The 19,365-nt window shown below is 67.4% G+C and carries 20 protein-coding genes; all 20 read right to left on the bottom strand.

The window, feature by feature from the left end; all coding sequences use genetic code 11:
• Positions 1-20: 20 nt before the first annotated feature.
• Positions 21-752, bottom strand: coding sequence for an RNA polymerase sigma factor FliA (locus tag AB8808_RS05125; RefSeq protein WP_036136975.1), 732 nt, complete (start codon positions 750-752; stop codon positions 21-23).
• Positions 749-1,624 carry a P-loop NTPase gene (locus tag AB8808_RS05120; RefSeq protein ID WP_036136977.1) on the bottom strand — a complete coding sequence of 292 codons (876 nt, stop codon included), beginning with the start codon at positions 1,622-1,624 and terminating at the stop codon, positions 749-751. The genes AB8808_RS05125 and AB8808_RS05120 overlap by 4 nt, the downstream gene beginning before the upstream one ends.
• A gap of 69 nt (positions 1,625-1,693) precedes the next feature.
• Complete coding sequence (gene flhF / locus AB8808_RS05115) at positions 1,694-3,076, bottom strand: flagellar biosynthesis GTPase FlhF (RefSeq protein ID WP_369927290.1); 1,383 nt, start codon at positions 3,074-3,076, stop codon at positions 1,694-1,696.
• A gap of 27 nt (positions 3,077-3,103) precedes the next feature.
• The gene (flhA, locus tag AB8808_RS05110; RefSeq protein WP_369927288.1) at positions 3,104-5,215 is read right to left on the bottom strand and encodes a flagellar biosynthesis protein FlhA; all 2,112 of its coding nucleotides are present in this window, start codon (positions 5,213-5,215) and stop codon (positions 3,104-3,106) included.
• A 3-nt stretch (positions 5,216-5,218) separates the two neighbouring features.
• Positions 5,219-6,364: a flagellar biosynthesis protein FlhB gene (gene flhB, locus AB8808_RS05105; RefSeq protein WP_369927286.1), complete on the bottom strand. Its 1,146-nt coding sequence runs from the start codon at positions 6,362-6,364 to the stop codon at positions 5,219-5,221.
• A 6-nt stretch (positions 6,365-6,370) separates the two neighbouring features.
• A complete protein-coding gene (gene fliR, locus AB8808_RS05100; protein WP_369927284.1) occupies positions 6,371-7,138 on the bottom strand; it encodes a flagellar biosynthetic protein FliR in 768 nt (255 codons plus the stop codon).
• Positions 7,138-7,407, bottom strand: a complete 270-nt coding sequence (gene fliQ / locus AB8808_RS05095; RefSeq protein WP_036136992.1) for a flagellar biosynthesis protein FliQ — start codon at positions 7,405-7,407, stop codon at positions 7,138-7,140. The genes fliR and fliQ overlap by 1 nt, the downstream gene beginning before the upstream one ends.
• Entirely contained in the window at positions 7,404-8,174 is a 771-nt protein-coding gene (fliP, locus tag AB8808_RS05090; RefSeq protein ID WP_369927282.1) for a flagellar type III secretion system pore protein FliP, read from the bottom strand. The genes fliQ and fliP overlap by 4 nt, the downstream gene beginning before the upstream one ends.
• Positions 8,171-8,584 (bottom strand): flagellar biosynthetic protein FliO, encoded by a 414-nt coding sequence (fliO, locus tag AB8808_RS05085; RefSeq protein ID WP_369927280.1) that lies wholly within the window; start codon positions 8,582-8,584, stop codon positions 8,171-8,173. The genes fliP and fliO overlap by 4 nt, the downstream gene beginning before the upstream one ends.
• A 5-nt stretch (positions 8,585-8,589) precedes the next feature.
• Positions 8,590-8,865: a flagellar motor switch protein FliN gene (fliN, locus tag AB8808_RS05080; protein ID WP_240003940.1), complete on the bottom strand. Its 276-nt coding sequence runs from the start codon at positions 8,863-8,865 to the stop codon at positions 8,590-8,592.
• 273 nt (positions 8,866-9,138) lie between these two features.
• Complete coding sequence (gene fliM / locus AB8808_RS05075) at positions 9,139-10,161, bottom strand: flagellar motor switch protein FliM (protein ID WP_051938422.1); 1,023 nt, start codon at positions 10,159-10,161, stop codon at positions 9,139-9,141.
• A gap of 16 nt (positions 10,162-10,177) precedes the next feature.
• Positions 10,178-10,678 (bottom strand): flagellar basal body-associated FliL family protein, encoded by a 501-nt coding sequence (locus AB8808_RS05070; RefSeq protein ID WP_036137000.1) that lies wholly within the window; start codon positions 10,676-10,678, stop codon positions 10,178-10,180.
• Positions 10,679-10,878: 200 nt separating this feature from the next.
• Positions 10,879-12,066, bottom strand: a complete 1,188-nt coding sequence (locus tag AB8808_RS05065) for a flagellar hook-length control protein FliK (RefSeq protein WP_369927277.1) — start codon at positions 12,064-12,066, stop codon at positions 10,879-10,881.
• Positions 12,063-12,500: a flagellar export protein FliJ gene (gene fliJ, locus AB8808_RS05060; RefSeq protein WP_369927276.1), complete on the bottom strand. Its 438-nt coding sequence runs from the start codon at positions 12,498-12,500 to the stop codon at positions 12,063-12,065. The genes AB8808_RS05065 and fliJ overlap by 4 nt, the downstream gene beginning before the upstream one ends.
• The gene (gene fliI / locus AB8808_RS05055) at positions 12,500-13,861 is read right to left on the bottom strand and encodes a flagellar protein export ATPase FliI (protein WP_369927275.1); all 1,362 of its coding nucleotides are present in this window, start codon (positions 13,859-13,861) and stop codon (positions 12,500-12,502) included. Before fliI ends, fliJ begins: the two co-directional genes overlap by 1 nt.
• The gene (locus AB8808_RS05050; RefSeq protein WP_369927273.1) at positions 13,858-14,529 is read right to left on the bottom strand and encodes a flagellar assembly protein FliH; all 672 of its coding nucleotides are present in this window, start codon (positions 14,527-14,529) and stop codon (positions 13,858-13,860) included. Before AB8808_RS05050 ends, fliI begins: the two co-directional genes overlap by 4 nt.
• Positions 14,529-15,518, bottom strand: coding sequence for a flagellar motor switch protein FliG (gene fliG, locus AB8808_RS05045; protein WP_369931331.1), 990 nt, complete (start codon positions 15,516-15,518; stop codon positions 14,529-14,531). The genes AB8808_RS05050 and fliG overlap by 1 nt, the downstream gene beginning before the upstream one ends.
• Positions 15,519-15,531: 13 nt before the next feature.
• Positions 15,532-17,238 (bottom strand): flagellar basal-body MS-ring/collar protein FliF, encoded by a 1,707-nt coding sequence (gene fliF, locus AB8808_RS05040; protein ID WP_369927271.1) that lies wholly within the window; start codon positions 17,236-17,238, stop codon positions 15,532-15,534.
• Positions 17,239-17,289: 51 nt separating this feature from the next.
• Positions 17,290-17,619 (bottom strand): flagellar hook-basal body complex protein FliE, encoded by a 330-nt coding sequence (gene fliE, locus AB8808_RS05035; RefSeq protein ID WP_369927269.1) that lies wholly within the window; start codon positions 17,617-17,619, stop codon positions 17,290-17,292.
• A 67-nt stretch (positions 17,620-17,686) separates the two neighbouring features.
• Positions 17,687-19,111 carry a sigma-54 dependent transcriptional regulator gene (locus AB8808_RS05030; protein ID WP_369927267.1) on the bottom strand — a complete coding sequence of 475 codons (1,425 nt, stop codon included), beginning with the start codon at positions 19,109-19,111 and terminating at the stop codon, positions 17,687-17,689.
• Between the last annotated feature and the right edge of the window lie 254 nt (positions 19,112-19,365).

Below are 19,365 nucleotides of genomic sequence, written 5' to 3'. Positions count from 1 at the left end.
GCGACGGCACCGCGATGCCGTCACTGCTTGTCTTTCCAACCCGACATGCGTGCGCGGAGTCGAATCAGGGCCTGGCCATGGATCTGGCACACCCGCGACTCGCTCACACCCAGCACCGCACCGATTTCCTTCAGGTTGAGCTCTTCATCGTAGTACAGGGACATGACCAGCTTTTCGCGTTCCGGCAATCCGTCGATCGAATGGGCCAGCGCGTCGCGCAGTCCGTTCTTCTCGAAGTTGCCTTCCGGACCCGCGGCGTCCGGGTCCGCCACGTCGATCGCCGCGCCTTCGTCGCCTTCCGGCGCCGTGAGGCTGAGCAACCGCGCGCTCGCCGCGTCGGCCAGAATCTGGTTGTACTCCATGGCGTCGATGCCCAGCCGCTTCATCACTTCCGCGTCTTCGGCGTCGCCACCCGTCTCGTTCTCGATCTGCCTCGTCACCTCCGCCACCTCGCGCAGCTTCCGATGGACGGAGCGCGGGGTCCAGTCCGTCTTGCGCAGTTCGTCCAGCATGGCGCCACGAATGCGGATTCCCGCATAGGTCTCGAAGCTGGCCGCGCGAGTCGGCGAGTAATTCCTTGCGGCCTCCAGCAGTCCGATCATCCCGGCCTGCATCAGGTCGTTCGCATCCACGCTCGGCGGCAGGCGACCCATCAGGTGATAGGCGATCCGGCGCACCAGCGGTGCATGCGTCCTGACCAGCTGGTCGGCCGAAACCTTTGTTACTTCAAGGTATTCGCTTGCAACACTCACAGTGGCAGCCCTCCCCCCATGTGGTTCCGTTCGGCGAAAAAGCCGATGCGGCCCTGCACCCGGGGTTCGGGTTCACCCCATGTATCGACCGACCGGGCAAGATTCTTGAATCCCACGGCCGAACGGCTGCTCGGCCAGGCGTCGACCACGGCCGACTGGCGGCGGATGGCCTGTCGCAGGTACTCGTCGTGCGGCACCATGCCCATGAAATCCAGGGACACGTCCAGGAAGCGATTGGTCACGCGGGCCAGCTTCTCGAACAGCTGGCGGCCTTCCTGGGCGTGGCGGACCATGTTGGCCACGATGCGGAAGCGGTTGACGTCGAATTCGCGGCTCATAACCTTGATCAGCGCGTAGGCGTCGGTCAGCGAGGCCGGCTCGTCGCAAACCACCACCACCACCTCGTCCGACGCGGCGGCGAACATCGACACGCTGTCGGAGATGCCGGCCGCGGTGTCGACGATCAGGTATTCCGGGGCCACGGGGTATTCGTCGAACGCGCGGATCACCGCGGCGTGCTCGATGTTCGGCAGCTGCGCCATGCGGCGCGCGCCCGAGGTGGCGGGAATCACCTTCAACCCGTGGTTGGCATGGAGGATCAGGTCCTCGATGCGGCACTCGCCCTCGAGCATGTGGCCCAGGTGGCGCGTGGGCTGCAGGCCGAGGAGCACGTCGATGTTGGCCATGGCCAGGTCTGCGTCCAGCAGGACCACGTCGCGCCCGCCCATGGACAGCGCCATGCCCAGGTTGACCGCCACCGTTGTCTTGCCCACGCCGCCCTTGCCGCCCGCGATCGCGATGCTGCGGGTGGGGCGACGGTCGGCAAGCCAGTTGAGTCCGGCGGCCTGGGTGGAATCGACGTGTGTGCTCATGAAGGAATTCACTGCCGTGAAAGGGTGTGCGGATGCGGATGCCGTAGTCACGTTACTTCAGTTCCGGGGTCAGGCGAGGGCGGGCGTGGCGGCGAAGCCGAAACGGTCGGCGAGAATCGCGTCGTCCGGTTCGTCGTTGCGCTGCCTGACCAGTTGGGCCGCGAGGCAGACGAGCTTGCGCGCGTCCGCCGAGGCGATGTCTTCCGGCACGCGCTGGCCGTCGGTGGTGTAGTCCAGCGGCATGCCGTGCCGGATGACGGCCGACAGGGCGCCACCGATCAGCGGTGCCTCGTCGAGCTTGGTCAGGATCGCGGCCTGGGGGGACAGCGGCGCGTAGGCGCGCACGGCGTTGTCGATCGCCTGCGCCTGCGCATTCGCCGCGAGCACCAGGCACACGCGCACCTCGGTCATTGCCCGCAGCGTTTCGAACTGCTGCTGCAGCTTGGGGTCGTTGCCGGCCAGGCCGGCGGTGTCGATCAGCACCGTGTGCTTGCCGCGCAGCTGCAACAGCACGTTGCGCAGGCTCTGCGCATCGTGCGCGTTGTAGACGCGCACGCCCAGCAGGCGGCCGTAATGTTCCAACTGCGCGCCGGCACCGATGCGGTACTGGTCGGCGCTGATCAGGGCGACGTTGGATGCGCCGTGACGCAGTACCGCACGGGCGGCCAGCTTGGCGATGGTGGTGGTCTTGCCCACGCCGGTGGTGCCGACCAGCGCGGTGACCGCGCTGCCGGCCGTGTCGGCGTTGCGCCCGCTGGTGCGGATATTGCGCGAGAGGATGCCCAGCGGCAGGTAACGGGCCTGTTCCGGCGTCATGCCCGGCGGCAGTTCGGCGCACAGCGCCCGGGCCACGTCGCCGTCGATGCCCAGGCGGGTCATCTCGCGCAGCACGCGGGCACGCAGCGGCTGCTCGCGGTCCATCTGGTTCCAGGCCAGCGTCGACAGCTGCACTTCCAGCATCTCGCGCAGGTTGTTGATCTCGGCGCGCACGCCGTTGACGGCGGCGTCGTTGTTCGCGGCTTGCGGACCGGCGGTGGCGGCGCGCACCACGTCGGCGACGCTGGCGGCCAGCGCGGCGCTGGACTGGCGCTGCGGCGCATTCGGATGCAGGCCCTGCGGCGCCATCGCGGAGGCCGGTGCCGGACCGCCGCGCACGACACGCTCGACGGCAGCGGCGGTCGCGGCCTTGGCCTGGTCGATGCGGGCGGCGAAGTCGTGTTCGCGACGCGCCCGCACCGGGGTTTCCTCGCGTGCCGTCTCGCGCGCCGCCGGCGTTTCGCCACCGAAGCCCGCTTCACGCACCAGCGCTTCGTCGTAGTCCAGCGCGGCGATGATCTCGATGCCGTCGTCGAGACGACGCGTCGACAGGATCACGGCATCCGGACCCTGCTCGTCGCGCACCTGGCGCATGGCCTGGCGCATGTCGGGAGCTACGAAGCGTTTGATTTTCATGCGTTCGATCCTGTGTCCGTCCAAGTCTTACCTGCCGAGGGCCGTCACCAGCTTGACGCGCCGGTTGTCCGGGACCTCGTTGTAGGCAAGTACATGCAGGTTTTGGGCCACATGACGGGTAAAGCGCGAAAGCCATGGACGCAGGGCCGGGGAAACGAGCAATACCGCCGGTTCGCCCGCCGCTTCCTGCCGACGCGCGGCATCGGCCACGCTCTGCTGCAGGCGATCGGCCAGGCCCGGCTCCACGGCGGCGCCGGTAGGGCCGCCACCCTGCAGGGACTGCAGCAGGATCTGCTCCAGTTCCGGCGCCAAAGTAATGACGGGAACCTCGGAACCCAGGCCGGCGATTTCCTGCACGATCTGACGGCCCAGGGTGACGCGCACGGCCGCGGCAAGCACGCCGGGATCCTGGCTCTGGCCGGCATGCTCGGCCAGCGATTCCACGATGCCGCGGAAGTTGCGGATGGGCACGCGCTCGGCCAGCAGGTTCTGCAGCACCTTGACCACCGCGCCCAGCGACAGGCGCTTGGGCACCAGGTCCTCCACCAGCTTGGGCGTCTGCTGGGCCAGGCGGTCGAGCAACTGCTGCACGTCCTGGTGGCCGATCAGCTCGTGGGCGTGGTTCTGCAGGATGTGCGACAGGTGCGTGGCGATCACCGTGGCCGGATCGACCACGGTGTAGCCCAGCGTCTGCGCGTGTTCGCGCATGCCCGGCTCGATCCATACCGCATCCAGGCCGAACGCCGGGTCGCGGGTGGCGATGCCGTTGATGGTGCCGTGCACGCGGCCCGGATCGATCGCCAGCATGCGCTCGGTGTGGATCTCGGCCTCGCCCATCGGCACCCCCATCAGCGAGATGCGGTAGCCGTGCGGGGCCAGGTCGAGGTTGTCGCGGATGTGCACGGAGGGAACCAGGAAGCCGAGTTCCTGCGACAGCTTGCGGCGCACCGACTTGATCCGCGCCATCAGTTCGCCACCCTGGGCCTTGTCCACCAGCGGAATGAGCCGGTAGCCCACTTCCAGGCCGATGGTGTCCACCTGGGCCACGTCTTCCCAGGACAGCTCCAGGCGCTCGGCCGGCGGTGTCGACTCCAGCGCAAGGTCGGTGCCCGGAACACCCGCGGCGCCGGCCGTGCCGGCGGCACCGGCCAGGTCCTTGCGCTGCTGCAGCTTCCAGGCGCCGAACCCCGCGCCGGCGGCCAGCAGCAGGAAGGGAATGTTCGGCATGCCGGGGATCAGGCCCATGGTGCCCAGCACCGCGGCCGCCACCCCCAGCGCCTTGGGCTGGCCGAACAACTGGCCCATCACGTGTTTGCCCATCTCCTGGGACTTGGACACGCGGGTCACGATCACCGCCGTGGCGATCGACAGCATCAGGCCCGGCACCTGGGCGACCAGGCCGTCACCGATGGTCAGCAGCGTGTAGGTGCGCGCCGCCTCGGCGGCCGAGAGGCCATGCTGGAACATGCCGATGAAGAAACCGCCCAGCATGTTGATGGCCAGGATCAGCATGCCCGCCGTGGCGTCGCCGCGGACGAACTTGGACGCACCGTCCATGGAGCCGTAGAAATCCGCTTCCTCGCGCACTTCCTGGCGGCGCTCGCGGGCCTGTTCCTGGGTCAGCAGGCCGGCGTTGAGGTCGGCGTCGATCGCCATCTGCTTGCCGGGCATGGCGTCGAGGGTGAAGCGCGCGGTGACTTCGGACACGCGCGTGGCGCCCTTGGTCACCACCACGAAGTTGATGATGGTGAGGATGGCGAAGACGACGAAACCGACGGCGAAGTTGCCGCCGATGACGAACTCGGCGAAGGCCTCGATCACCTTGCCCGCCGCGCCGGGGCCATTATGGCCGTGCAGCAGCACCACGCGGGTGGAGGCGATGTTCAGCGCCAGGCGCAACAGGGTGGCGAACAGCACCACCGTGGGGAACGAGGCCAGCTCCAGCGGGCGCATGACATACATCGTGGCCAGCAGGATCACCAGCGACAACGCGATGTTGAAGGTGAACAGCAGGTCCAGCATGAAGGGCGGCAGCGGCAGCATCATCATGCCGAGCATGATCAGCATGGCGACCGGCGCGGCGACGCCGCGGCGGCCGATCTGCCGGAACGTGCCCATCAGGTTGGAAGAAGCGGCCATTCGTCAGTTATCCATGCGGTAGGGGCCGAGCAGGTCCGGATCGATGTCCTGCGTGGGCAGCTCGGGCGGGAGGTCGCCCATGGCGATCGCCTGCTTGAGCCGGAACACGTAGGCCAGGATCTGGGCCACGGCGACATACAGCGCCGAGGGGATTTCGCGCCCGATGTCCGTGGTGGCATACAAGGCTCGTGCCAACGGCGGCGACTCGACCACCGGAACCTTCGCCCCGCCCGCCACGTCGCGGATCTGCTGGGCGATCAGGTCGACGCCCTTGGCGACCACGCGGGGCGCTCCCATGCGGTTCTCGTCGTATTTGAGGGCCACCGCGAAGTGGGTCGGGTTGGTTACGATGACGTCGGCCGTGGGCACGTCTTCCATCATCCGGCGGCGGGACATCTGCTGCTGCATCTGCCGGACTTTTGACTTCAGCTCGGGACTGCCCTCGCTTTCCTTGTGCTCGTCCTTCACCTCCTGCTTGGTCATCTTCATCTTCTTGGTGAAGCTGTATTTCTGCCAGGGCGCGTCGACCAGGGCCACCGCGCCCAGCGCCACGGCGAACACCAGCGACGCGTGGCCGAACAGGCCGAAGGCATGCGCGATGCCCTCGGCGACGGGCCCGGTGCCGCCCGCGTACATCTCGCGGGTGCTGCGATTGAGGAACCAGACCAGCGTGCCGCCGATCAGGGCCAGCTTCAGCAGCGACTTGCCCAGTTCCACCAGGCCGTTCATGGACACGAGCCGGCCGAAACCCTTGATGGGGTCCATGCGGTCGAACTTGGGTACCAGCGCCTCGAAAGAGAAATTGAGCCCGCCCATCACCGTGGGCGCGGCGATCGCGGCGATCATCGTGGCGATGAACACGGGCACCAGCATCCAGAAGCCTTCCATCACCGCGGTCATCAGGGCGTGGTACAGGCCGTTGGCGGCGAACAGGTCGTCGCGCCCGTAGCGCAGGCCGACATGCATGATGTTGGCCGCGTGCACGGCCATCTGCTCGCGCGAGGCGATCAGCGTGGAAACACCCGCCAGCACCACGATGGCGGTGGACAGGTCGCGCGAGCGCGGCAGGTCGCCCTTTTCGCGCGCTTCGCGAAGTCGTTTGTCACTGGGTGATTCGGTTTTGTCCTCGTTGTCGGCGCCCTCGCTCATGGCCGGCTACCTCCCGATCAACTGGCGCATGGCGGTCCATGCGGTGACCTGCAGGGACTCGAACGCGCCGGGCAGCGCCCGCAGCGACAGCCAAACGGCCAGCACACCCAGGCAGATGGTGATGGGGAAGCCGACGGCGAACAGGTTCATCGACGGGGCCGAGCGGCTGATCGCGCCGAAGCCGAGGTTGACCACCAGCACCGCGGTAAGCGCCGGCAGGGCCACCCGCACCGCGCCCGCGAACAGGTGCGTGGCGAAGGTCAGCACCCCCCACAGGCCTTCCGCACCGATCCCCTGCGTGCCCACGGGCAGCGTGCGGAAGCTGTCGGCCAGCAGCGAGATCAGCTGCAGGTGGCCGTTCATCACCAGGAACAACAGGGTCACCAGCATGGTGTAGAACTGGCTGATCACCGGCGTGGTGCCGCCCACGCCCGGATTCACGGTTTCGGCGAAGCCCAGGCTCATGGCCTGCGAGACGAACTGCCCGCCGAAGGCTACCGCCTCGAACACCAGCTTGAGGATGAAGCCCAGCGCGGCGCCGATCAGCAGCTGCTGGGCCAGCACGGCCACGCCGGCGGCCGACAGCGGGCGGATATCCAGCGGCGCCAGGGGCGCCAGCGTCACGGTCAGCAGGATGGTCAGGCCGATCCGGATGCGCATCGGAATCATGTTGGAGCCCAGCACGGGCGCCATGAGCATGAGGCCGGAGATACGCGCCAGCGCCCAGAGGGCGCCGCCCACCCACCCTTCCAGCTGGCTGAGGTCGATCGGCATCAACGCACCGCCTGGGGCAGGCTTTCGATCAGGGTACGGGTGAACTGCACCAGCGTGCGCAGCATCCACGGGCCGGTGACGATCATCACCAGCGCCATGCAGATCAGCTTCGGGATGAAGCTGAGCGTCTGTTCGTTGATCTGCGTCGCGGCCTGGATCATGCCCACCAGCAGGCCCACCGCCAGCGCGGTGAGCAACAGCGGCGCGCCGATCAGCATGGCGATGTGCAGCGCCTGCTGGCCGAAGGCGATGACGGATTCCGGCGTCACTGGTAGAAGCTCCCCGCCAGGGTGCCCAGCAGCAAGGTCCACCCGTCCACGAGCACGAACAGCATGATCTTGAACGGCAGCGAGATGATCATCGGCGACACCATCATCATGCCCATGGACATCAGCACCGAGGCCACCACCAGGTCGATGATGAGGAACGGGATGAACAGCAGGAAGCCCATCTGGAAAGCGGTCTTCAGCTCGCTGGTGACGAACGCGGGCAGCGCGACGCGGTAGGGCACGGCGTCCTTGTCGGCGTAGGGCTGCTCGCCGGCCAGGCGGGTGAACAGCTGCAGGTCCGGCTCGCGGGTCTGCTCCAGCATGAAGTGGCGGAACGGGGCACCGGCCAGCGGCAGCGCATCCTGCACGCTCATCTGGCCGTCCATGTAGGGCTTGATGCCGCTGTCATAGGCCTTGTTGATCACCGGCGACATCACGAACAGCGTCAGGAACAGCGACAGCCCCAGGATCACCTGGTTCGGCGGCGTACTGTTGGTGCCCAGCGCCTGGCGCAGGAAGCCCAGCACGATGATGATCCGGGTGAACGAGGTCATCATCAGCAGCAGCGCCGGCAGCGCGGTCAGCGCCGTCATCAGGGCCAGCATCTGGATCGACAGCGACCAGGTCTGGCCACCGTTGGCACCCGGCTGCACGTTCAGCAGCTGGATGCCCGGCGGCGGGTCCGCGGCGAACGCGGCCAGGGGCAGCAGCAGGAGCAAGATGAAGGCGCTCCATCGCAGCAGCGGGTGGCGGCGGCGGGCGGTCATGGCCGTTTCCACTGGGCAAGCACGTCGCGGAAGCCACGCAGTGCCGGCGGCGCGGCGGCGCCGGGATCGTCCCGCACCGGGGTGGCCAGCACGTGCAGCGTGCGCAGGCCGCCGGTGGGCGAGGCCCCGACCAGCAGCTGTGTCCCGCCCACTTCGATCAGCATGACCTTTTCCTTGATGCCCACGGGCATCGATTCGATGACGCGGATCTTCCGGCCACCCGGGCTCACGCGAGCCTGGGCACGACGGGCCATCCAGCCGACGAAGAAAATGAGCGCCACGACGCCGAGCAGGCTGACGAGGACGCGGATCACATCGGCCCCCGTATCCACCGGCGCGGGAGCGACCGGGGCCGCCATCAGGGCGCAGGGAAGGAAGCCGCCCGCAAGGGCGGCGAAGGTGCGGCGCATGCCGGTCACCGCAGTTTGCGGACGCGCTCGGCCGGGCTGATCACGTCGGTCAGCCGGATGCCGAATTTTTCGTTGATGACGACCACTTCGCCGTGGGCGACCAGGGTGCCGTTGACGAACACGTCCAGCGGCTCGCCGGCGGCGCGGTCCAGTTCCACTACCGAGCCCTGGTTGAGCTGGAGCAGGTTGCGGATGCTGATCTTGGTACGCCCCACTTCCATGGCCATCGTCACCGGCACATCGAGGATGACGTCGAGGTTCACCTCGTTGCCCAGTCCCATGGTGCGGGCGAGGGAGGCGTCGGATGCGCCTTCGATGGAGTCGAGCGGGGAGGGTTCGTTCATGTCCGTTCCAGAAGTGATTTACCGGGATACGGAACGTAGAAAGCAAACGGCGTGCCATGCCTGAAAAGCGAAAGGAACCGTGAATTTTCCGTGTGCACTCAGTGCCTTGCCCATCCCTCTCCGGTCGCGGGCTACGACCGGAAAGTGACACTCGCCGGAAACCTGACGCTCGACGGCACTAAGACACCATGCCGGTCCATTGACGGCGTATCACGCCAGTACGGGCATCGGCTCGGTGGTGGTCACGGGCATGGCCCTGCCCTCGCCGCGCTTGCGCATCAGCGACTCGAACTGCACCGCCTTGTTGCCCCCGGAGTTGGCCATGCGGCCGCGGAAGATCGGCACGTCCTCGGCAAACACGGTGGCCGTTTCGGCCAACGAGATCGGAATGATGTCGCCCTTGCGCAGGTGCAGGAAGTCGCCGATGGTGAGGCGTGCCTCGGCCAGCATGGAGGTGATCTCCACCTCGGCGTCGAGGATTTCCTCGTGCAGGTTCTGGATCCAGCGCTCGTCGCGCTCCGCCCGGTCGCTCTGCACGCCCGCGTCCAGCAGCTCGCGGATCGGCTCGACCATCGAATAGGGCAAGGTCAGGTGCACTTCGCCGCCACCGCCATCCAGTTCGATGTGGAAGCGCGACACCACCACCGTCTCGGTGGGGCTGACGATATTGGCGAACTGCGGGTTGATCTCGGAGTTGAGGAACTCGAACTGCATCTTCAGCACGGGCGCCCAGGCTTCAGCCATGGCCGTGAACGCCTCGGCCAGCACGATCTGGATCACGCGGTTCTCGGTGGGCGTGAAGTCGCGGCCCTCGATACGCGCGTGGTAGCGGCCGTCCCCGCCGAAGAAGTTGTCGATCACGGTGAACACCATGCGCGGCTCGAACACCATCAGGGCGGTGCCGCGCAGGGGTTTGATACGGATGAGGTTGAGGTTGCTGGGCACCGCGAGCGAATGCACGTACTCGTTGAACTTGGTCATCTTCACGCCCAGCACCGAGACTTCGCACGACTTGCGCAGCACGTTGAAAAGGTTGGCGCGGAAATAACGGGCGAAACGGTCGTTGACCATTTCCAGCGTGGGCAGGCGACCGCGGACGATGCGGTCCTGCTGGGTGAAATCGTAATCGTGGATACCACCGGGCGGCGGAAGCTCGACCTCGGTATCGACGGCCCCGCCTTCCACACCGGCCAGCAGCGCGTCGATTTCTTCCTGGGTGAGAATGTCGCTCATCGCCGTTGGCTTCCCGTCACTGCATGATGAAGCTGGTGAAGTAGACGGCATCCACACCCGGACGGCCGATCTTTTCCTTCAGCACGCGCTGGATTTCGGCCAGTGCGGCCGCCTGCAGCTTCTGCTTGCCCTTCACGTCGGAAAGGCTCTTGACGTCCTGCGCCGAGAACAGCATCAGCAGCGCGTTGCGGATCTCCGGATCGGCTTCCTTCGCGGCGGCAATCGCTTCCGGGTCGTGGGACATGACGTTGACGCCGATCTGCAGGAAGCGCAGCGCGTTCTCGTCCTGGAAATTGACCACGAAGGCCGGGTCCATCTGCAGGTAGACGGCCGGCTTGGCCTTGGCCGCTTCCGCGGCCGCCGCGGCGCCCGGCTTGCCGTGGCCGCCCTTCATCATGAACCAGCCACCGGCGCCACCGGCCGCCAGCACGACGATCGCGGCGATGACCAGCAACTTGCCCTTGCCCTTCTTTTTCTTCGGGGTGCCCTCGGGGGCGTCCTGTTCTACGTCGGCCATGCCTGAAAAACCTCTGTGGTGCGAATGCGGTGGAATCGTTGCCCGATGGGCCCGAGGGGCTTATTGCAAGCGACGTGCCAGCCGGGGTCAGGCGATGCGGCTAGCGGAAACCGCCCTGCGACGCGGCACGGGCGTTCGGGCGGTTCGCCGTGGCGCGTCGAAAGCTTGACGCGCGCCAATGCAATGCCGCCGAAGCGCCCTCAGGCGCGCTCGTCGACCAGGCCCCGCGACACGCGGGAGGTGGCCAGCACCGTAGCGACGGCAGGCTCGTCCGTTCCGCCCTGCCCGTTACCGCCGTCGCTCGTGCCCTGACGGCCCTGCCCGGCCTGCTGCTGGCCGACATCGGCCTGGCCCAGGGAGAGGCCATGGTGGGCGAGCATGCTGTCCAGTTGCGACAGCGTCTGCTGCACGGCGTGCACGGCGGCCGGATGCTGGGCGAGGATGGCCACATTGACCTTGCCGCCCTCCATGCTCACGCGCACGTCCATGCTGCCGAGTTCTTCCGGGTGCAACTTGATCCGGGCTTCCTTGATCTGGCCGCTGCCCATCCACGCGATCTGTTCGCCCAGCTCTTGCGCGAACTGCGGCGCGGTGGCGGCCTGCGTGGCCTGCACCTGGACCATGGCGCCATCCACGGGGGCCAGTCCCGGCGTATGCACCAGGGGCATGGGACTCGTGGTCGGATCGGATGCCGCGTCGTCCTTGGCACCCGTGGTCACCGCCGCGCGGGCCGCGAGCAGCGTGGCCAGCGGCGATACCGCGACAGGCGATGCCGTGGCCGCAAGCACGCCGGACGAGGCCGAGGTATCGGTCGAGGTGAGCAGCGCCTTGGTGGCATCGCCGCCGGCCGGAGCCGGCACGCCATGGGCCAGCGGCAGGCCCATGGCCAGCGCACCGGCGGTCAGGTCGCCGGTCTTGCCGCTGGCGTCCTTGAGCGCGCCGAGTGTTTTCGTCGCCAGTTCCGTGACCTTGGGCGGCACACCGATCAGCGCAAGCATCGTCGTGGCGATGGAATGGTCGTCGTCGGAGGCGTCGTCTTTGTCCGGTTCGTCCTTCGCGGCCGTGGTGTCCTGCTTCGCGGCGGCCGACTTGTCGTCCGCCGCGGCGGTATGGGACGTGGCGTCGGCGTCCTTGTCGTCACCGGCGTCCTGCTTCGCCGTGCGCGCATCGTTCTTGTTGTCCGTACGCGCTGCCGCTCGGCCGGCATCCGCGTGCGGCGTGGCGTGCGTACTCGCATGGGCCTGCGCATGTACCTGCGCATGGGCATTGCCGAGCACCGCATCGAAGCGCTTCGACGGCGTCGTATCGTCCGTCGCCTTCGCCGAAGCGGACGAGGGTGCCTGGCTGACCGGGCGGGCGATATTGAGGGCAACGTTGGCGTTGTTCATGCGGTTCTTCCGGTAGGGTTCTTGCGGTATTGCGAGCGCTCGTCGGCTTGTTCCTGCTCGCGCCGGTCCTGCGACTTGCGCTCCTGCTCGCGGTATTTGACGGTGACCGAATCCAGCGCCTTGGCGCGTCCGCGCGCATCGGACCAGCCCTGCCGCGCATGCTCCAGCGCTTGCTCGCGTCGCTGCACCTCGCCCAGCTGCTGCACGATGGCCATGTCGATCTTCTGCAGGAACTGCTGGCGGTTGAGCAACGCGCTGACGCCGATGCCGTCGGGCATGGAGGCGTATTCGTTGCGATAACGACGCAACTCGACCAGTTGATGCTCGCTCTCGGCCAGCGCGCGCTGGTGCGAGGCGAGTACCCGCGTCGCTTCCTCCGCCTTCTCGGCGGCCAGGTCGACGACGGGCTGCAAGCGGTCGGCGCGCGATACCATCAGCCGGCACTCGCGGCGTCGACCAGTTCCGCCTCGGCTTCGGCGAGGTTCACCGGCATGTCGGTTTCCTGCTGGAGGAACGCGGAAAGACGCGGATACAGGGCGATGGCCTCGTCCGTGCGGGGGTCGCTGCCCTTCTGGTACGCCCCCACGGCGATCAGGTCGCGCTGCTGGCGATACGCGGAGTACACCTGGCGGAACCGCTGCGCCGAGCGCATGTGCTCCTTGCTGACCACCGCCGGCATGACGCGGCTGATGGAGGCCTCGATATCGATGGCCGGATAGTGGCCGGCTTCGGCCATGTCGCGCGACAGCACGATATGACCATCGAGGATGGCGCGGGCGGAGTCGGCGATGGGGTCGTGACGATAGTCGTCGCCTTCGGTGAGCACGGTGTAGAACGCGGTGATCGAGCCGATGCCCTCGGCATCGTTGCCCGCGCGCTCCACCAACGCGGGAAGCATGGCGAACACCGACGGCGGGTAGCCCTTGGTTGCCGGCGGTTCGCCGATAGCCAGGGCGATCTCGCGCTGCGCCTGGGCGTAACGCGTCAGCGAATCCATCAGCAGCAGCACGCGCTTGCCCTGGTCGCGGAAATGCTCGGCCACGGCGGTGGCCACCTGGGCGCCGCGCAGCCGGCTCAGCGGCGGCGCATCCGCCGGGGCGGCGACAACCACGGCGCGACGACGGCCTTCCTCGCCCAGCGTGTGGTCGACGAATTCCTTGACCTCGCGACCGCGCTCGCCGATCAGCCCGACCACGACGACGTCGGCATCGGTGAAGCGCGTCATCATGCCCATGAGGGTGGACTTGCCCACGCCGGAGCCGGCGAACAGGCCGATGCGCTGCCCGCGGCCCACGGTGAGCAGGGCATTGATGGCGCGCACGCCGACGTCGAGCGGTGTGTCGATCGGCCGGCGCAGCATCGGGTTGATGGGCGCACGACGCAGCGGCGCACGTTCACGGGCCAGCAACGGCCCCTGCCCGTCCAGCGGCACGCCATCCGGGCCGATGACGCGACCCAGCAGCGAGTCGCCCACCGGAATGCCGGAGATGGCGGCCACCGGGGTCACGCGCGCATTCGGCAGCACACCGTGCATTTCGCCCGTGGGCATCAGCAGCAGGCGGCCGTCGGAGAAACCGACGACTTCGGTTTCCAGTTGCTTGCCGTCGGCCGACGAGACCATGCAGCGCGCGCCGACGGGCGCCTCGCAACCCACTGCCTCGAGTGTCAGCCCGACCACCCGGCGCAGCTTGCCTTCGGCCTGCATCGGGCGAACGCCCTCGGCGCTGGCACGCTGGGCGGCCAGCGATTCACGCCAGTGGGCGATACGGGATGCGGTATGCGACTCGGCGCTCATACCGGCTCGTCCTGCGGTTCGTCCTGCGACTCGTCGGACAGAGCCCGCCCGTCGAGCACGCTGTCGATCACGGCCGCCAGGCGCGTACGCACACGCGCATCCAGGCGCGAATGCTCGCTTTCCAGGCGTACGTCGCCGCGCTGGAGCGAGGCGTCGTCCACCACCGTGCCCTCATGGTCGGCCGACGCGCGGTGCTCGCGCACGATGGCGGCGTCCGCGGGATTCAGGTGGATCTTCAGCTGGCGGCTGCCGGCCGGCAATACGTCCACCGCCTGGCGGACCACCTCCAGGATGGTTTCCGGACGCGTGGCGATGTCGTGGCCGAGCACGCGCTCCGCGATGATCGTGGCCAACACGGCGAGGTCGCCGGCCACATCGGCGTCCAGGTCGGCAAAGGGGCGCTCCACCGCGGCGAACAAGGCATCGAGGCGGGCGACCTGGGCTTCCAGCTCGCGCCGGGCCATCGCGCGGCCCTCGTTGAGGCCGGCGTTGAAGCCTTCCTCGCGCGCCTGGCGCTCGATCGATTCGATTTCGGCGACGGTGGGCCGGTGAGGGCTTTCGTCTTCGGGCTCCACCACCTCGTGCGGCACGGCGCCACCCACCAGGGGCAGCTCCCAGCGCTCGAACTGGTCGACGCGTTCGCGGGCGAGGATCGAGGTGAGGCTCATCAGACGAACTCTTCCCCGCCACCGGCGAGATTGATCTGACCCGCGTCAGCGAGACGACGCGCGGTGGCCAGCACTTCCTTCTGCGCCGCATCCACCTCGGAAAGACGGACTGGACCCTTGACCTCCAGGTCGTCGCGCAGCATGTCGGCGGCGCGCTTGGACATGTTGGCGAAAATCTTCTCGCGGATGGCAACCTCGGCACCCTTGAGCGCCGTGATGAGACGGGCCGAGGGCACTTCGCGCAACAGCGTCTGCATGCTGCGGTCGTCCAGGTCGGCCAGGTCGTCGAAGACGAACATCAGCTCCTCGATACGCTCGCCCAGGCCGGAATCAATGCCGCGGATGGAGGCCATGAGTTCGGCCTCGCGCGCGGTCTCCATCGCATTGAGGATGTCGGCCGCGGCCTTGAGGCCACCGACCGTGGACGACTTCAGCTTGTTGGAGTTGCCGGAGAACTGGCGCTCCATGATTTCGTCGAGCTCGTTCAGCGCGTGCGGCTGCACGCCGTCCAGCGTGGCGATACGCATCACCACGTCGCTGCGCGTGCGCGCGGGCAGGTAGCCGATCACCTCGGCGGCCTGGTCGGATTCCAGGTGGGCCATGACCAGCGCGATGATCTGCGGATGCTCCTGGCCGATCATTTCGGCGATGGCCCGGCTTTCCATCCACTTGAGGGATTCCAGCCCCTTGCTGCTGCGACCCAGCAGGATGCGGTCGATCAGGCCACCGGCCTTGTTCTCGCCCAGCGCATTGACCAGGATGCGGCGGATGTATTCCTCGGTGCCCACACCGATGGAGGTGTGCTGGCCGACATCGTCCTGCAGCTTGGTCAGCACCAGCTCGACCTGCTCCTTGCTGACGTTTTTCAGGGCAGCCATGGCCGAGCCCACGGCCTGCACTTCACGGGCACCCAGGTGCTTGAGGATGGCGGCGGCGTCTTCCTCACCGAGGGTGAGCAGGAGGATCGCGGCCTTCTGCGCGCCGGTCAGGGGTTCTTTCGGATCAGCTGCCATCGTCGGATACCCAGCTCTTCACAACCTGCGCCACTTGTTTGGGATTCTCGGCGGCCATGCGCTTGGCCAGGCCGACCTTCTGTTCGTAGGCCAGCAGCGCGGGCGAGCCCAGCTGTGGCGACGTGCTGACGCGGTCGGGCGTCATGTCGTCGTCGTCCACCATGACCGACACCGTGGGCATCGGACCGGCGAGCGCGACGTTGTTCATCATAATCGGCGCGGGCTTCAGCAGGCCCTTGAGGATGGGCCGGAGGACGAAGAAGCCGACGATCAGCGCGATCATCACGCCCAGGCCCTGCTTGATCAGGTCGAGCATGCCGGGGCGCTCGTAGAACGGCGTGCCCTGCGGCTCTTCTTCCGCCACGGCGCCGCGGAAGGCTTCGTTGATGACGCTGACGCTGTCGCCGCGCGTCGCATTGAAGCCGACGGCGTTCTTGGTGAGTTCGGTCAGCCGGGTCAGTTCTTCCGGGGTGAACGGCACGCTGGTGGACTTGCCATCCTTACCCACCACCTGCTTGTTGTCGACGACAACAGCCACGGAGAGACGCGCGACCTTGCCGGCGGGATCGGTGACATGGCTGACCGTGCGGTCGAGTTCGTAGTTGCGCGTGGCGTTCTGCGTCTGCTGCGTCGGCGTGGCGGCCGTCTGCGTGCTGGCGTTTTGCCCAGCCGGCTTGCCGCCGCCCGCCGCCGGATTGGCCGCCGTGGGATTGCCGCCGGTGTTGGGTGGCTGGTTGCTGAGAGCGCCCGGCACGCCGACGTTGGCATTCGGCTCGGTGCGCGTGTCGCTGCTGGTCTGCTCGCTGCGCAGGGCCGGGTTGTCGTGGTTGAACGTTTCGCTGGCCTTCTCCGTCTGGGAGAAATCCAGGTCGGCGAACACCTGGGCGCGCACCTTGCCCGCGCCCACCAGCGGCGTGAGCAGGTCTTCGACGCGCTGCGTGTACGTGGATTCGATGCGATTGGACAAGCGCAGGCGGCTGTCGCCGATGGCGGAGGCGCTGTCCGGATCGCTGACGGTGAGCAGGTTGCCGGTCTGGTCGATGACCGAGACCTGGCGGGTGTCCAGTTCCGGCACGCTGGCGGCGATCAGGTGGACGATCGCGGCCACCTGGCCCTGGTCGAGCTGGCGCCCCGGATACAGCGACACCACCACCGACGCCGACGCCGGCTTGTTGTCGCGCACGAAGGCGGAAGGCTTGGGCAGCGCGAGATGGACTCGGGCACCACGCACCGACTGCAACCCGGCGATGGTGTTGGAGAGGTCGCTCTCCAGCATGGACTGGTAACGCGACCGCTCGGCCATGTCACTCATGCCGAACGGCGAATCGGCCTGCGGCATGGCCGCGGCGGCGCTGCCCTGCGGCAGGCCCTGGCCGGCCAGCTTGAGGCGCACGCCGGCGACGTCGGCGGCGGGCACGAAGATCGAGCTGCCGTCGGTGCTCAGCGTGTAGGGCGTGTTGCCCGCCTGCAGCGCCTGCGTGACCGCGGCGGCATCCTTCTGTTCCAGGCCGCCATAAAGCAGCCCGTAGTTCGGTGCACGCGACCACATGACGGCGGCGATGCCGATGGCCACCGCGCCGGCGATGCCGGCGAGCATGAAGAGCTGCCGGGCCGCGGGCGTCTGCGACAGGGACTTCAATGAGTCCATGCGCCGTGACGCGTTGCTATCCGTGTTGGCTACGCCGTTATCTGCCATGGGGGAACCGGAATCCTGTGAGATGACGCTTGCCGTGCCGGATCAGGACGATCAGACCGACATGTTCATGATTTCTTTGTACGCATCGACCATCTTGTTGCGCACTTCGGTCATGGCGCGGAACGAGAGGTCGGCCTTCTGGCCCTGGATCATCACCTGCGCCAGGTCGATACCCGGATCGCCACGCTCGAACGCCGAGGACATCTGCGCCGCCTTGGACTGCGACTGCGATACGCCCTCGATGGACTGCTTGAGGACGTCGCCGAAGGAACCCTTTGCCGCCTGCCCCGTCTCGCCGACGCCGCGGATCGCGGGCATCTCGGTCTGCGCGCTGATGCGGCGCATCTGGAGCAGCAGGCTGTTCACATCGATCGTGGTCATGACGGTTTTCCAACGCGTTATCGGCTTACCGACACCCGATGCACGAGGTGTGCCAAGACGGTGGAACTCAACCCACCTGCACGGTCTCGGACAAGCCGTACTTGCGCAGTTTCTCGACCAGCGTGGTGCGCTGGACGCGAAGCAGCTTGGCCGCATGCGCGACGACACCGTTGGCCGAGTTGAGCGCCTGGCGGATCAGGCCGATCTCGATACCGGCGAGGTGGTCCTTGAGGTCCAGACCGCCCTGCGGCAGCACCGCCGGATCGATCTCGCCGGCGAAACCGAAGGCTTCGACCACCACCTCGGGCTCGGCTTCCATCATGGCGATCAGCGCCGCACCGGACACTTCCTCGATGGGCAGCGCGCCGCGGTATTTTTCCGGCAGGTCGGCACCGCGCACCTCGCCCTGGGGCATGAGGATGGCCATGCGCTCGACCAGGTTGGACAGCTCGCGGACGTTACCGGGCCACGGGTGACGACAGAGTGCCGCCATGGCACTGGGAGCGAAGCGCACGGCGGTGAGGCCGCGCTGCACCAGGCGCTGGTTGAACTCGGTGATGAGGGCCGGCAGGTCTTCCAGGCGCTGGCGCAGCGGCGGCATTTCCAGCGGGAACACACTGAGGCGGTAGAAGAGGTCTTCGCGGAAGCCGCCACGCTCGATCGCGCCTTCGAGGTCGCGATGGGTCGCGGCGATGATGCGCACGTCGCAACGCTGCGGGCGATTGCCGCCGACACGCTCGAACACACGCTCCTGCAGCACGCGCAGCAGCTTCACCTGCATCGGCAGGCTCATGTCGCCGATCTCGTCGAGGAACAGCGTGCCGCCCTCGGCCATCTCGAAGCGGCCCTTACGGGTGCTGATCGCGCCGGTAAAGGCGCCCTTCTCGTGGCCGAACAGCTCGCTTTCCAGCAGCTCGGCCGGGATCGCACCGCAATTGATGGCGACGAACGGCTTGTCGCGGCGCGGCGAGCATTCGTGGATGGTGCGGGCGACCAGTTCCTTGCCGCTGCCCGATTCGCCGAGCACCAGCACGCTCGAATCGAACGGCGCCACCTGGCGGATCAGCGCGTTGACGCGCTGCATCGGGCCGGACTGACCGACGAAACGAAGGTTGTTATGCACCGGCTGCATCCGCGCCTGCAGGGTACGCAGCGCTTCGGAGAGCCGCTCGTAACGCAGCGGCAGCTCGACCAGCTCGATGTGCTGGGTCTGCGCTTCATCGCCGGCGATCAGCGCGCTGGCCACCGGGGAGTCGGCCGACACCAGCAGCGGCAGGTTGCGGCCATGACGGCCCAACGCGGCCAGGTAGCCTTCCAACTGGGCTTCGTCGTCCACCGTGCCGACATAGGCGCCACGCCAGCCGTCGGTGGCATCGGCCGCCTGCATGCGACTGGCGAGCACCGGACGATAGCCCAGGAAAGCCAGCGCGGAGGCGACGGCTTCGGCGCGGGAAGCATCGGATTCGACGACGAGAAAGTTGGAAGACTTCACCTGGGATACCTCACGTTGCATGTGATTGAAGGCCCCTGACCGGGTTCGCGATGGAATCCCGTCGCCTTCGTTGCAAGGTATCAATCAAGGAGCGTGCCAACGTCGGAATTCCGGCGCTTCGAGGCATCAATCCATGTCAGGGAGCGGCGTGAGACGACGTGATGAAACCCTTCATGTCGCGTGACAGCACCGTGAGGCGACGCGCCGACGTCAGCCCTGACAACACGCGTCACGAATGTGACGCAGGACGCCAC

The organism is Xanthomonas sp. NCPPB 2632, assembly GCF_041228075.2.
In the GTDB taxonomy this organism is placed as follows: domain Bacteria; phylum Pseudomonadota; class Gammaproteobacteria; order Xanthomonadales; family Rhodanobacteraceae; genus Luteibacter.
This window is presented reverse-complemented; position numbering and strand designations above follow the sequence as displayed.